This is a genomic window from Natronobacterium texcoconense, assembly GCF_900104065.1.
In the GTDB taxonomy this organism is placed as follows: Archaea; Halobacteriota; Halobacteria; order Halobacteriales; family Natrialbaceae; genus Natronobacterium; species Natronobacterium texcoconense.
The window spans coordinates 754,546-768,095 of sequence record NZ_FNLC01000002.1 but is presented as its reverse complement, the minus strand read 5'-3'; the positions used below and the strand labels follow the sequence as shown (position 1 = coordinate 768,095).

General features: G+C 65.4%; 13 protein-coding genes. 5 read left to right on the top strand and 8 right to left on the bottom strand.

The window, feature by feature from the left end:
- Positions 1-18: 18 nt before the first annotated feature.
- A complete protein-coding gene (locus tag BLR35_RS11110; protein WP_090381698.1) occupies positions 19-2,505 on the bottom strand; it encodes a heavy metal translocating P-type ATPase in 2,487 nt (828 codons plus the stop codon).
- A gap of 6 nt (positions 2,506-2,511) precedes the next feature.
- Entirely contained in the window at positions 2,512-3,318 is an 807-nt protein-coding gene (locus BLR35_RS11105; protein ID WP_090381695.1) for a sulfite exporter TauE/SafE family protein, read from the bottom strand.
- Positions 3,319-3,341: 23 nt separating this feature from the next.
- Here BLR35_RS11105 and BLR35_RS21120 point away from each other — a divergent pair, with 23 nt between their 5' ends.
- Positions 3,342-3,464 (top strand): hypothetical protein, encoded by a 123-nt coding sequence (locus BLR35_RS21120; RefSeq protein WP_280139363.1) that lies wholly within the window; start codon positions 3,342-3,344, stop codon positions 3,462-3,464.
- 58 nt (positions 3,465-3,522) lie between these two features.
- Here BLR35_RS21120 and hmgB read toward each other — a convergent pair whose 3' ends face one another.
- From hmgB to BLR35_RS11090, 3 genes are all read right to left on the bottom strand, one after another.
- Positions 3,523-4,860 (bottom strand): hydroxymethylglutaryl-CoA synthase, encoded by a 1,338-nt coding sequence (gene hmgB, locus BLR35_RS11100; RefSeq protein ID WP_090381692.1) that lies wholly within the window; start codon positions 4,858-4,860, stop codon positions 3,523-3,525.
- 150 nt (positions 4,861-5,010) lie between these two features.
- Positions 5,011-5,592, bottom strand: a complete 582-nt coding sequence (locus BLR35_RS11095) for a DUF2150 family protein (RefSeq protein WP_090381690.1) — start codon at positions 5,590-5,592, stop codon at positions 5,011-5,013.
- 82 nt (positions 5,593-5,674) lie between these two features.
- Complete coding sequence (locus BLR35_RS11090) at positions 5,675-6,538, bottom strand: TatD family hydrolase (protein ID WP_090382938.1); 864 nt, start codon at positions 6,536-6,538, stop codon at positions 5,675-5,677.
- A gap of 202 nt (positions 6,539-6,740) precedes the next feature.
- Here BLR35_RS11090 and BLR35_RS11085 point away from each other — a divergent pair, with 202 nt between their 5' ends.
- Entirely contained in the window at positions 6,741-6,986 is a 246-nt protein-coding gene (locus BLR35_RS11085; RefSeq protein WP_090381687.1) for a DUF7127 family protein, read from the top strand.
- Entirely contained in the window at positions 6,983-9,247 is a 2,265-nt protein-coding gene (locus tag BLR35_RS11080; RefSeq protein WP_090381685.1) for a CDC48 family AAA ATPase, read from the top strand. Before BLR35_RS11085 ends, BLR35_RS11080 begins: the two co-directional genes overlap by 4 nt.
- 22 nt (positions 9,248-9,269) lie before the next feature.
- Here the strand turns inward: BLR35_RS11080 and BLR35_RS11075 are convergent, their stop codons facing one another.
- Positions 9,270-9,746: a peroxiredoxin gene (locus BLR35_RS11075; protein WP_090381682.1), complete on the bottom strand. Its 477-nt coding sequence runs from the start codon at positions 9,744-9,746 to the stop codon at positions 9,270-9,272.
- Between the two features lie 104 nt (positions 9,747-9,850).
- Between BLR35_RS11075 and BLR35_RS11070 the strand changes: the two genes are divergently transcribed.
- Positions 9,851-10,042, top strand: a complete 192-nt coding sequence (locus tag BLR35_RS11070; protein WP_090381679.1) for a hypothetical protein — start codon at positions 9,851-9,853, stop codon at positions 10,040-10,042.
- Between the two features lie 11 nt (positions 10,043-10,053).
- Here BLR35_RS11070 and BLR35_RS11065 read toward each other — a convergent pair whose 3' ends face one another.
- Both BLR35_RS11065 and priS read right to left on the bottom strand, forming a co-directional pair.
- Positions 10,054-10,950: a hypothetical protein gene (locus tag BLR35_RS11065; protein ID WP_090381677.1), complete on the bottom strand. Its 897-nt coding sequence runs from the start codon at positions 10,948-10,950 to the stop codon at positions 10,054-10,056.
- Positions 10,947-12,122, bottom strand: coding sequence for a DNA primase small subunit PriS (gene priS, locus BLR35_RS11060; RefSeq protein WP_090381674.1), 1,176 nt, complete (start codon positions 12,120-12,122; stop codon positions 10,947-10,949). Before priS ends, BLR35_RS11065 begins: the two co-directional genes overlap by 4 nt.
- Positions 12,123-12,280: 158 nt before the next feature.
- Here priS and BLR35_RS11055 point away from each other — a divergent pair, with 158 nt between their 5' ends.
- Positions 12,281-13,510 carry a carboxylate--amine ligase gene (locus BLR35_RS11055; protein WP_090381672.1) on the top strand — a complete coding sequence of 410 codons (1,230 nt, stop codon included), beginning with the start codon at positions 12,281-12,283 and terminating at the stop codon, positions 13,508-13,510.
- Positions 13,511-13,550 lie beyond the last annotated feature (40 nt).

Below are 13,550 nucleotides of genomic sequence, written 5' to 3'. Positions count from 1 at the left end.
CAATGATTCCGTTGACCATCAGTCCTCGATCAGCGACCGCGAGGAGTTCGTGACGACCAGCAGGCTACTCGCTCCCATCGCGATCGCCGCGAAAAGCGGATTGAGCAGTCCGGTAACGGCAAGCGGGATCGCGATGGCGTTGTAACAGAACGCCCAGCCGATGTTGCCCTTGACCCGGCGGTCGGTTGCGCGGGCGAGTTCGAAGACGGTGTCGACCGACGAGAGGTCGTCGTCGACGAGCGCGACGTCTGCGGCGTCGGCGGCCATCGCAGTGCCGCCGCCGAGCGCGATGCCGAGGTCGGCGGCCGCGAGCGCCGGCGCGTCGTTGGTCCCGTCGCCGACCATGACCGTTCGGCCGGTTCCCTTGAGCCGTTCGACGGTCTCGGCTTTTCCTTCGGGCGGGACGCCGGCGAACACGCGGTCGACGGCGTCGTTCTCACGGAACCGGGTCGCCGCACGTGGATCGTCGCCGGTGAGGACGACGACCTCGACGTCTGTCTCGGCGATCGTCGACAGCGTCTCGCCCCACTCCTCGCGGAGTTCGTCGCCGACGACCACGACGCCCTCGGCCGTTCCGTCACGGCCGACGGCGACCGGCACGTTCCCTGTCTCGCGGGCGTCGTCGATACGGTCCGCGATCGAGTCGGGCATTTCCCAGCCGCGGTCGCGGAACAGATCCGGGTGGCCGACGACGGCCGCCTCGCCGTCGACGACGCCCGAGACACCGTTCCGGTGACTTTCGAAGGAGTCGACGCGCTCGTCGCTCGCGTCTTCGGGTTCGCTCTCGCTCGAGGCCGCCTCGACGCTTCCTCCGTCCGCGATCGGCGCTGCAGCCGCGATCGCCTGCCCGACCGGATGGGCGGATCGGCGCTCGAGCGCCGCGGCCTGCTCGAGCAGGTCGTCCTCGAGGTCGGTCTCGACGACGGACATCTCGCCGGTCGTCAGGGTGCCGGTCTTGTCGAAGACGACGGTGTCGGCGTCGCGGATGCGTTCGAAGACGCTGTCGTCGAAGACGACGATCGAGTTTCGTAGGGCGTCGCGGATCCCTGCGGCGACGGCTAGTGGGGTCGCCAGCCCGAGCGCGCACGGACAGGAGACGATCAGGACGGTGAGCCCGATCAGCAGGGAGGTTGCGACGCCGGCACCTGTCAGGAGGTAGATCGCGGTGACGACCGTCGCCAGGACGAGCACGAGCGGGACGAAGATCGTCGCCAGTTTGTCCGCGAGCTTCTGGATGCCGTGGGTGCCACTCTGGAGATCCCAGACGAGTTCGGTGATCCGGTCGAGGGTGCTCGTCGCATCCTCGCCGACGTGGACGGTCAGCGCGCCTTCGGCGACCATCGACCCGCCGACGACGTCGTCTCCGGCCTCCTTGGTCACGGGCAGAGATTCGCCGGTGACGACCGCCTCGTCGACCGCCGCCTCGCCGTCGACGATCTCGCCGTCGACGGGGACGCGTTCGCCGGTCCGAACCAGTACGCGGTCGCCCGCCACCAGGTCGCCGACGGCGACGTCCTCGTGGTCGCCGTTCTCGAGAACGCGGCGTGCGTCGTCGACCTGGACGGTCGTCAGATCGGAGAGGCGCTGGGTCGCCTCGCGTTTGATCTCCGACTCGTAGTAGCTCCCGACGGAGACGATGACGATGATCGCGACGGTGACGTCGTAGTAGATGTGTGGCCCGCCGACGGCGATCGAGAGGGTGCTGTAGAGGTAGGCGCTGACGGCTGCGATCGAGACCAGCAGGTCCATGTTCGGCGTCCGCGTCTTGATGGCGACGTAAGCGCCCTGCAGGATCGGCTTTCCAGTGACCCCGAGGACGACCGTCGTCAGCGCGGCGATCATGAGGTAAAACGGCGTCGCGAGGTCGCTCGCGAGCGTTTCCGTGAAGAACTGGTAGGTGCGCTCGTCGTAGAAGAGCCCGCCGAAGTAGGTCGGGTAGATGATGACGACGTACTGCAACATCACCATCATCCCCATCAGGACGCCGACCGCGATCCGTGCCATCGCCCAGTTGTCGGCCTGGCGGCGACTGAACGCGTCGTCGCGGTCGTAGGCACTGTAGCCGAGGCCGCTGACGACGTCCTGTAGTTCCTCGCCGTCGACGGCGTCGGGATCGTGGTCGATCCGGACCGTGTCGGTCACGTAACTGGCACTCGCCGCGCTGACGCCGTCGGTCTCCGTGGCGACCGACTCGATGAACGCCTCGCAGGTCGCACAGTACATCCCGTCGACCTCGAGGTAGGTCGCCTCGTGGTCGTCCGGAACGGCTGGGTCGTCGTCGGGGTCGGTATCGACGGTTTGGCGTTCGCGGACGTCTTCTGCGCTAACGTCCTCGACGTCGCCGAGGGCGTCGTAGACCTCGCGACAGCCGGCACAGCAGAACGCGTTGCCGTCCGCGACGACGCCGCTGCCCTCGACCGGCAGATCACACAGCGTACAGCCGTCGTCGGTCGTGTCGCTACCGTCGGGAGCAGATCCGGTTTCGTCGAGTGGTTCGTCAGTCATCGTCGATCAGTGGTGGTCGTGTCCGGTGCCCGGCGCGTCGATGCCGTCGTAGAACGGCAACTCGGGGTGGGGGACGGGATAGCCAAGCGCCATCAGCCCGTGAGCCAGCAGGACGTAGCCCAAGACGACGAACGCGACCCCGAGCAGCCGGTGGACGCGCCGCCGGTGGGCGACGTCGACGGTCTCGAGGACGGTCCCGTAGGCGAAGACTGCAGGGATCGTTCCGGCCCCGAGCGCGGCCAGCGCGAGCGCGCCGCCGGTCGGCGATCCGATCGCGAACGCATAGAGGAACGCCGGGTAGAGCACGGGACAGGGGAGCAGTCCGTGGACCGCACCCAGCCCGATTATGCCGGGGCCGTTCGCCAGACGGTCGACGCGAGCGGTGAGCCAGCCGGTGAGTCGCTGCAGGCCCGGCAGGTGGATGCCGCCGGTCGTCCGTCCGAGCAGGTAGTAGATTCCGGTGACGACGACGAACGCGCCGACGACGAGGCCGACGCCGCCGCGTGCGACGTCGACGATCGACGTCAACTCCGCGGTCGTCACGAACAGGACGCTCCCGAGCGCGCCGAAGGCTGCCCCGAGGATCGTGTAACTCCCCATCCGGCCGAGATTGAACAGTGCGTGCTGGCGGACCTCGTAGGTCGACAGATGACCCGTTCGCCCGCCGTCGGCAACCGCGTCACTGCCGCTGTCCATCTGGCTCGCGTAGACGGTCACCAGCGGCCCACACATCCCGATACAGTGAGCGCCGGCGAGCAAGCCGATGACGAAGAACAGCGCCACGTCGATACCGAGGAGTGTGAGTGGATCCATGCGTGGTCGACCTCGAGGATTCGATGTCAGTCGAGCTACCTGCTGGACGCGCTAATGGGTTTCGCCTCGACGCCGTCGCCGGCGTCGTCTCGAGACAGTCGGTCGAAAAGTCGACGGTCGCTAGTGGCGATCCAGGCCTGAGCTGATGGGGCGAATCCGGCGGTGTGGGTCGATTCGCCCCATCAGTCGACGCGTGGAACGGTACTACTCGACGTAGCGGTACTTGCGCTCGCCCATTCGTCCCCAGCCGTCGAAGACGAACTCTCCTTCGGGCGTCGTGAGCTCCTCGACGTCGGAGTCGACGTCGTGGTTGTGGGCGTCGTGGATCTCCTCGTAGTCCTCCCACTCGAGGTCGTAGCGCTCCTCGATCTGGGCATCGACGTTCAGCGCCTCGATCTCTTCTTCCCAGCCGTCACAGACTGTTTCGGCGTGAATTTCCGCCTGAGCACCGCTGCCGTAGGAGCCGATGAGCATGGTCTCACCGGTCATGTCTCGACCCTCGTCGAGAGCGTGTTTGAGGGCACTGACGCGGGCGACGTGGACGGAGCCGGTGTACCAGTTGCCGACGTTGCGCGAGACGGTCAGGGTCGGATCGATGGTCTCGGCGTACCACTCCTGGTAGCGGTCGGTCTCCTTGAGTTCGTCCATGTACTCCCGGAGCGCGTCGCGGTAGGCCTCGTCGTCGTCGAACGCCTCGGGTCGGGGCTGGCGACCGATCTCGTCGGCGAGTTCGTCCTCGATGGTCGTGTCGCGGACGATGTGTCGGTACGCGAGCAAGGCGGCCTTCCGGACCATGCCCGGGAACGGGGTGTGGAACGGCGCGTACGCGACGTCGTCGACGTGAACGTCGCCGGCGACGCTCTCGTAGTCCTCGAGCGCCTCGCGCATGCGGGCGAGGTACACCTGCACGGAGCGTTTGCCGTCGACGGAGGGGAACTGCTGGTTTGGCTTGAGGAAGTCGGTCTCGTCGGCCGAGCCGTAGCCCTGTTCGGTCGAGAGTTCGACCAGGTCGGGGTCCTCGTCGATCAACATCGCGACGGCACCGGCGCCCTGGGTCGCTTCGCCGGCGTCACCGCGAGCGTAGAGGGCGGTGTCGGTCGCGATGACCAGTGCCGCGCGGCCGCGGTTGCGGCCCGCGCGAATCCAGTTGCAGGCGTCGTCGAGACTCTGGGTCCCTGCGATACAGGCGAACTTCCGTTCGCCCTTGTTCGCGTGGTGGAAGTCACCCTCGAAGACCTGCTCGAGACAACCAGCGACGTACGTCGAAACCGGCTTCGAGTTGTCGAACGCGCTCTCGGTCGCGACGTCGATACGACCGATATCGTCGGTCTCGAGGCCCTTGCGTTCCATCAGGCGATGGGCAGCGTTTGCTCCCATCGTGACGATGTCTTCGTAGCTGTCGGGGAAGGAACTGGCGTAGAGACCGAGACCTTTCGTGTACTTTTCCGGGTCTTCGCCCTTCTGCGGGGCGAACGTGCCGGGCAAGTCGAGTTCGAGATTCCCGGTCCAGATTTCGACCGCGTCGATACCGACTGCTGTCATAGCGGGATAATGCGGGAGGAGATATATGGTATTGTCGTTCGAGCTTTCGACGATCGACGTTATCGAGTGACGCATCCGGTCGAAGAGAGGTGACACTACTCGACGTAGAAATCGGCCGTGGTCGAAAGTGACGACGGGAAAAGCTCGGCGTTACTCGTCTTCTTCTTCGACGACTTCGGGATCGCTCATCGCGCTCTGGAGGCTGTCGAGACCGTTGATCCACTCGGTGACGAGGCCGTACTCGAGGTCTTCGGCGACCTGCATGTCGAGTTCCTCGCCGTCGATGATGAGCGTGCCAGCCTGTGCCGCGTAGCCGAGTGCGGCGTCTAGGTCCTCTTCGGCTTCGGCGTCGGCCGCAGCGCCGAGGTAGTCGCCGACGCTTCCTTCCTCGGCCGGGGCGTTCGCGACGTACTCCTCGGCCGCGAAGAAGACGCAGACGAGACTCGTCTGGACGCCGTCGACGAGGATGAGTTTCTCCTCGTTCTCGATGTCGACCTCGCCGAGAACGATCTCGCGAACGTCGGCGATCTCCTCGAGCGCTTCTTCTTCGTCGAGGTCCCCGTCGTCGTAGGCGGCGACGATCTTCGCGATCGCTATCGCCGTGTCGTCCTGCAGGTTGAGCAGGAGGCGAGCCGAGTCTTCGTCTTCCGGATCGATGTCTTCGTCTTTGATGCGATCGATCCAGTTCTGCCAGCGCTCCTCCGAGTAGAACTCGGTCGGGGGATTGCTCATACAGACACCTACACCGGCCGCTTGAAATGCCTTTCTCTACACTGAGGCAAAACTAGTCCCACCGGAACACCACGAATCGTCGTTAGGAGCCGTCAGAACGGCGATCGAGCGTCGTTTCGGTGTCGATTCCGTAGACGAGTTTCGGCGTCTCGACGTGGGCGTTGTGGACGGCTTCCTCGTAGCCTTCCTCGAGCAGCCAGCGAACCCGTCGGGGCACCGTCTTCGGCCCCAGCACGGCACCCGGCCGGTCAGGGTCGTCCACGTAGTCGGTCTCCATCAGGAAGGGCTCGCCGCGTTCTGCCGCCCGCTCGAGTCGGTCTTTCTCGCTCATGACGCTCGGAGTGGGGCCCTCGAGACGCCCGGCCGCGTAGTGTTTGACGACCTGGTGGCGTTCCATACCGGCGTCCTCGGCCCAGTCTGCGACCTCGGTCATCTCCTCGCTGGCTTCCGTGTGCAACTGGACGGCACAGTCGAGGTCGCCGCCGTGTTCGAACGCGTGGCGCATGACGTCGTTCGACGCCTCCCACACGCTATCGTCGACGTCGTAGTGGGGCCGACCGGACTTCAGCGCGAGCGCCTCGCCGTCGGCGACGTACTCCGCCGCGACGTCGATCCCGCTCTGCATGATTTCGCGGGCTTCCTCTGGACTGTAGCCGCGCTCGTCGACGAGCCGCGAGATCAGCCCGGGGTGGACACCCAGGACGGGCCAGGCACGACCCTCGAGAACTGCGGAGGCTTCCTCGACGACCTCGATGGTACGTTCGAAGACCGGCCGGAAGTCCTCGCCACGGTCGGCCTCGACGTCGAGGTGCCAGGAGGGTTTGTTGACCACGAGCAGGTGTGTCCCGCCCAGGCGAGCGAAGTCCTCGACGGCGTCGATTCCCCGGTGGTTGTCCGGATCGAGATGGAGGTGGTTGTCGAGTACCGGCGTCTCGTCGTCGATCATACCCGTCAGTCGGTGATCGTGGCGTGAAAAGCCACCGACTTCGGTACCGATCTCGAGTCGACAGTGGTTCTCTGTCCGCCGCTCTGTCCGACGCCTGCTGTGAACTGCGAACAACGCTGTTTTCGGGATACCCGACGCAGTACTGCGATTAGTCGACGACAAATTTATATATTCGAACAACTTACGTTGAGTTAGTACCAACATGACTCTCGAGCAATTCACCGGCGAAGACGGGCACCTAGCCCGTCAGTACGAATACGACGACGGTGCGGTGCTCGCGGTCGACTTCGGCTCCCAGGAGGAGGCCACCGTCGACCTCGTCGCCGACACCGTCATTGTCGTCATCGGGGAGGAACAGTACGAGATCGATCTCCCCGAGGCGGCAGACGACGCGAACACGTTTATCAAAAACGGGGTCCTCACTGTCGAACTGGAGGGCGATCTATGAAACTCACCGTCAAACCACTCAAACAGAAAGACGCCGGGCGCGGACTGGCCGCGATCGATCGCGTCTCGATGCGTGAACTCGACCTCGAGAACGGGGACTACATCGTCATCAGCGGCGGTGGCGACAGCCAGGCCGTCGCCCGCGTCTGGCCGGGCTACCCCGAAGACGAGGGACGGGGGATCGTCCGGATCGACGGCCGTCTGCGCCAGGAGGCAGGCGTCGGGATCGACGACAGCGTGACGATCGAACAGGCGGACGTCAAACCCGCCAAGTCGGTCACTGTCGCGCTCCCGCAGAACCTCCGCATTCGCGGCGACATCGGCCCGCTCGTCCGCGACAAACTGAGCGGGCAGGCCGTCACCGAGGGCCAGACCGTCCCCTTCTCGCTATCGTTCGGTCCGATGGCCAGTTCCGGCCAGTCGGTGCCGCTGAAGATCGCGAGCACCACGCCGGGCGGCACCGTCGTCATCACCGACTCGACGAGCATCGAACTCTCCGAGACGCCGGCCGAACAGGTCGGTGCCGGCGGCGACGCCTCGGCCGAAGGCGTCCCGAACGTCACCTACGAGGACATCGGCGGCCTCGACAACGAACTCGACCAGGTCCGGGAGATGATCGAGTTGCCGATGCGTCACCCCGAGCTGTTCCAGCAACTCGGCATCGAGCCGCCGAAAGGCGTCCTCCTGCACGGCCCACCGGGGACCGGCAAGACGCTGATGGCCAAGGCCGTCGCCAACGAGATCGACGCCCACTTCGAAACGATCTCCGGGCCGGAGATCATGTCCAAGTACTACGGCGAGAGCGAGGAGCAACTCCGTGAGGTCTTCGAGGAGGCCGAGGAGAACGCCCCCGCGATCATCTTCATCGACGAACTCGACTCCATCGCCGCCAAACGCGAGGAGGCCGGCGGTGACGTCGAACGGCGCGTCGTCGCGCAACTGCTCAGCCTGATGGACGGCCTCGAGGAGCGCGGTCGCGTTACCGTCATCGCCGCAACCAACCGCGTCGACGACATCGACCCTGCGCTCCGTCGTGGCGGTCGCTTCGACCGCGAGATCGAGATCGGCGTCCCCGACAAGGACGGCCGCCGGGAGATCCTGCAGGTCCACACCCGCGGGATGCCCCTCGAGGAGTCGATCGATCTGGAGCACTACGCCGCTAACACCCATGGCTTCGTCGGCGCCGACCTCGAGAGCCTCGCTCGCGAGAGCGCGATGAACGCCCTGCGGCGCATCCGTCCCGACCTCGATCTGGAATCCCAGGAGATCGACGCCGACGTCCTCGAGTCGTTGCAGGTAACCGAGGGCGACCTCAAGGACGCGCTCAAGGGAATCCAGCCCTCGGCGATGCGCGAGGTCTTCGTCGAAGTTCCCGACGTCACCTGGGACGACGTCGGCGGACTCGGCGACACCAAAGAACGGCTGCGCGAGACCATCCAGTGGCCGCTGGACTATCCCGGGGTCTTCGAGCAGATGGACATGGAGGCCGCGAAAGGCGTCCTCATGTACGGGCCACCGGGGACCGGCAAGACGCTGCTCGCGAAGGCAGTGGCGAACGAGGCCGAGTCGAACTTCATCTCGATCAAGGGCCCCGAACTGCTGAACAAGTACGTCGGCGAGTCCGAGAAAGGCGTTCGCGAGGTCTTCGAGAAGGCACGATCGAACGCCCCGACCGTGATCTTCTTCGACGAGATCGACTCGATCGCGGGCGAACGCGGCCGCGGCCAGACCGACTCCGGCGTCGGCGAACGCGTCGTCTCCCAGCTACTGACGGAACTCGACGGCCTCGAGGAACTCGAGGACGTCGTCGTCATCGCCACCACGAACCGTCCCGACCTGATCGACTCGGCACTGCTCCGTCCTGGCCGGCTGGACCGTCACGTCCACGTCCCGGTTCCCGACGAGGACGGGCGCAAGAAGATCTTCGAGGTTCACACCCGCGACAAGCCGCTTGCGGAGGCCGTCGACCTCGACTGGCTCGCGAGCGAGACCGAGGGTTACGTCGGTGCCGACATCGAAGCCGTCTGTCGCGAAGCCTCGATGTCCGCCAGCCGCGAGTTCATCAACTCCGTCGACCCCGACGAGATCGACGACACGGTCGGTAACGTCCGTATCAGCAAGGAACACTTCGAGAACGCCCTCGAGGAAGTCGGTCCGAGCGTGACCACCGAGACGCGCGAGCGCTACGAGGAGATCGAAGAGGAGTTCCAGCGAGCCGAACCCGCCCAGGAAGCGGACCAGCTCGGTCGAACGTTCCAGTAAGCGCTACTCGAAGCCAGTCGCGTCAGTCGGACGCGACGGCGTCGGCGTTCTCGAGGCCCGCAAGCACTTCGTCGGCGTGTCCTTCCGGCGAGACGTTCTCGTAGACCGCTTCGATCCGGCCGTCCGGCCCGACGACGTACGTGTTCCGGAAGACGCCGTCGAACGTGTTGCCGAACATCTTCTTTTCGCCGTAGGAGTCGTACAGCGTTGCGACCTCGCCGTGCTCGTCCGAGAGCAGGTCGAACGTGAGGTCGTGATCGTCCGCAAACGACTCGAGATCGGAAACCGGATCGTCGCTGATACCGACGACCGCGGCGTCCCGGTCCTCGAAGTCGGCGAGTCGCTCCTCGAACTCGAGGGCTTCCGTCGTACAGCCGTCGGTGTTCGCGCGTGGATAGAAGTAGACGACGACCCGGCCGTCGAACTCGGAGCGTCGGATCGTCTCGCCGTGCTGGTTCGGAAGTTCGAATTCGGGTGCCTCGTCGCCGATGTCGAGCATAGCCGTCCCTTGGGGAGGGTCACTGTAGGCGTTGTGGTTTGCCACCAGTGCAGGTTCGACGTGGGAGACAGACTTACGTGTCGCTAAACCGACAGGAATCGCGAATGAAACGCCAACCGTCGAACAACCTCGAAGTGACGATACTCGTCTCGATATCTCTCGTGCTCTTTCTCGACGTCCTACTCGGGCTGTCGGATCGGCTGCCCGACGGCTGGTTTCACCTCCTGCTCGGCGTCTTTCTGCTCGGCTGCAGCACCGTACTGTTCCTCGAGAACCAGTCCGACGCCGGTCAGTAACGAAAACGGATCTACTCGAGCGGTTCGGCCGCTTCCTGCTCGAGTAGCGGATCGGCGTTCTGTTCGGGCAGGGTGACGACGTCGTCGGCCGAGAGCGTGTACTCGCGGTCGTCGACACCGAGAATGGGGCCGACGTCGCGCGTGATGCGGACGGTGACGCGGTCGACGTCGCCGTCGGCGTCGTCAGTGGCTGTGTCCGCATCCGAATCCGGCGACTCGAGCGCGTCGGATTCCGTCCCGCCGTGCTCGCCGTCAGAACTCGACGAATCACCGATCGAATCCGGTTCGCCGCCCATGACGTCCGCGGCCGAGACGCCGCTCGAGGGTTCCGGCTCCGGTGGGTCCTCGAGTCCGGGTTCCGGCGGCTCCTGTGGCGGTGCCGGCGGTGTGTCGTCTGCGGGTGGCTGATCTGGTGGGGCGTCGGACGTCACGTCGGCGGTTGGCTCCGTTGCCGTCCCGGGACTGTCGTCAGGATGAGCGTCTGCCGTGCTCGTGGAAGCGTCGTCGGCCGCGACGACCTCCTCTCCCTCGAGCACGTCGAGGACGCGTCCCTTGTTCGACTCGATGCGGTCGACGAGGTCGTCGAAGAGGTCTGCTTCCTCGGCGGTGAGTCCCTCGTCGTTGGCTGCCATCCCCGCCGCAGCGAGGCTGGCCTGCTTGACGAGTTTTCCCATCCGGCGCTCGTAGATCGCCTCGACGACGTCCTTGGCCGTCTCGATCTCGTCGGTGAGGCGGCCGACCTCCGGCGAGGAGAACGGATCGTCAGCACGCTCGGCTACGCGGTCTCGTTCGTCCTCGAGGTCGGCGATGTAGTCGCCGACCTCCTGGTAGAACGAGGGGCGCAGATTCTGGAGGCTGTCTTTCTGGCGCTCCTTGCTCTGGACCGAGCGCAGTTCGTCTAGATTCATTCTTTCTCCTTTTCGGCCCTGCCGCGTGTCATCAGAAAGACGGCAACGTACTCCGGTAGTGACTGGTCTCCCTCCGAGACTGTAAAGCTATCTCCTCCGAGTTCGACCTCGCCGCCGTCGGTGACGTCGACCGTGATCTCCTGTCCTTCGAACGTTTCCGGGACGGCATCGACGAGGGGGTCGAAGTCCTCGAGTTCGTCGCGCTCGAGTCGAACCGTCTTCAGTCCGCTGCCGCCGTGGAGACTCCCCGGCAAGCGGATAAGTCGGTTCGTGTCGGTGGTCACGGGTTCGTCGATCGGCGCGTTGTCCCGGTCGACGGCTTTCGAGGCGAACCGTTCGGCCAGCTGAGAAACGGCAGTGTGGACCGTGACGTTACCCTCCTCGAGTCCCTCCCGGTTGTTCCGCGCGGCGTTGAGCGTCGCCTGTGCCTTCCCCTCGCCGATGCCGTCGAACTCTTGGAGGCGCTCGAGGGCGTCGGCTTCGTCCATCTCGAGGAGTTCGTCGACGAAATCCATGAAATGGTCGTGGGTGCGTCGGCCCCAGCCGCCCTCGATCTGGAGTGTTCGGCGCTCCGTCGGTGTCTTTCGGCCGATTCCGGCGACGGTCTCGGTCTCGATCAGTTCCTCGAAGTCCAGGCCGATCCCGCGGACGTAGTCAACGATCTCGCGGCGGTGTTCTCGCTCGAGGTGGAGCACGTTCTCGTCGCGGACGTGGACGTGATATCCCCGGCCGCCGGAGAAGACGATTTCCATGTTCTCGAAGGCGAAGTCGTCCTCGAGAAAGTTCAGCAGGCGGAGCAGCGCGTCTTTACACTTCGCGAGCATCTCGGCGTAGGAGTCCTCGCCCAGGGTGACACTCGGCAAGTGGTCGGCGTCGAGGTCGAAGACCAGGTCGGCCGACTGCCAGTTCTTTTCGTTCATCGAGGCTGCCCCAGGGTCGCGGAAGCGACCCGCGGAGAAGTAGACGTGTTGCGGGCGCTTCCGGACGAGAAACTCCGAAAGCTCCCCTAACTCGAGCAGCGAACGATGGCGGACCATAGTCGTGTCGGGTCCCTCGGTCCAGGGGATATAGCCCCACTCGCGTTCGTTGGCCGCGGGCGGTGGCGTAAGCTCCGTCCGTCGATAGTGATCGCGGAACCGCCCTCGAAGATAGGCCCTCGTTCGCTCCTCCATGCGCCTCGGGTAGTCGTAGGTGGGGAAGTATAATCCTGCCGAAACTGACGGTCAGTAGTGGACCGTGAGAACGAATCGCGAACTCTTTCGCCGTCGGCGACGGCGGCCAGGACGTCCGGGACCGCAGGGTTTAGTCCGGCCGATGCGCAGGTTCGACTATGACACAGTTCACGTCGCTCGCGGACCTCCGCGAGACGCTCGAGGAAGCGTCGTTCGATCGGCCGCCAGCAATCGTCTCCAACGCCCACATCACGGGCGTAAGCGTCGCACGGGCGCTCGCCACCCACGACGTTCCCGTAATCGCCCTGGATCGCACCGGCGACGGCGTCGCACCGCCTTCCGAGGCCGTCGTCGCCGCAGGCGAGGTAACCTTCCCGCTAGACGACCCGGACGGCTTCCGCGAGGACGTCGAGTCGGTCGCCGACGTGCTGGACCACGACCCCGTCGCCTTCCCCTGTATGGACGAATGGGTCCACGCGTTCGCCGAAACCGAACCCGACGGCGTCCGACTTCCCTTTGCGAAACAGGACGTGATTGCCGACGTCCTCGACAAGGAGTCGCTGTACGCGACCGCCGAGGAACTCGAGGTGCCCTACCCCGAGACCTACCGGCTCTCCGAGGTCGACCCCGACGACGCCGCGGATCGGCTCGGCTTCCCGCTGGTCGTCAAACCCGCTCGCAAGCGCGAATTCGAGGAACTGCTCGGCACGAACGTCGTCGAAGTGGCCGACCGCGAGGAGTTCCTCGAGGTCGTCACCGGGGCACAGGAGGCCGGCGTTCGCGTGATGGCCCAGGAGAAAGTCCCCGTCGCCACGGGAGAGGACCGATCGCTGGCTTCCTACCGTTCCCCCGACGGCGACGTCCTGAGCGTCGTCGGCAACGCCCGCGTCCGCTACCCGCAGGGCTTTGGCACCTCCTGTGTCGTCGACACGGTCGAGGACCCCGAACTCGAGGCGCGTGCTCGATCCGTCCTCGAGGAGAGCGGCTACTATGGCATCAGCGAGGCCGAGTTCGTCTACGACAGCGACCGCGAGGAGTACGTCCTGCTCGACGTCAACACCCGGCCCTGGAAGTGGATCTCGATGCCCGTCGAGGCCGGTGCGAACCTGCCGTACGCGGCCTACGCCGACGCCGTCGGACTCGAGTACGAGTCGCCGGAACCGCAGGAGGCCCGCTGGATCTACCTCCCCGACTACCTCTCCTTGCTCGCGAGTTCGCCGTCGTTCCCCGACGTGCTCTCGAACGACGAGTGGACCGCACTGCTGTCCGGCGAGTTCGAGTCCACGCAGGGGCTGACGACGGGCGTCTACCGGCCGTCCGATCCCGGCCCGGCGCTGCAGGTGCTCGAGACGGAGTTCGGCGGGCCGGACTACTACTGTTCCTGCTGATCGGGCGTCGGGCGCTCGAGGCCGACTCCCTCGGGCACGA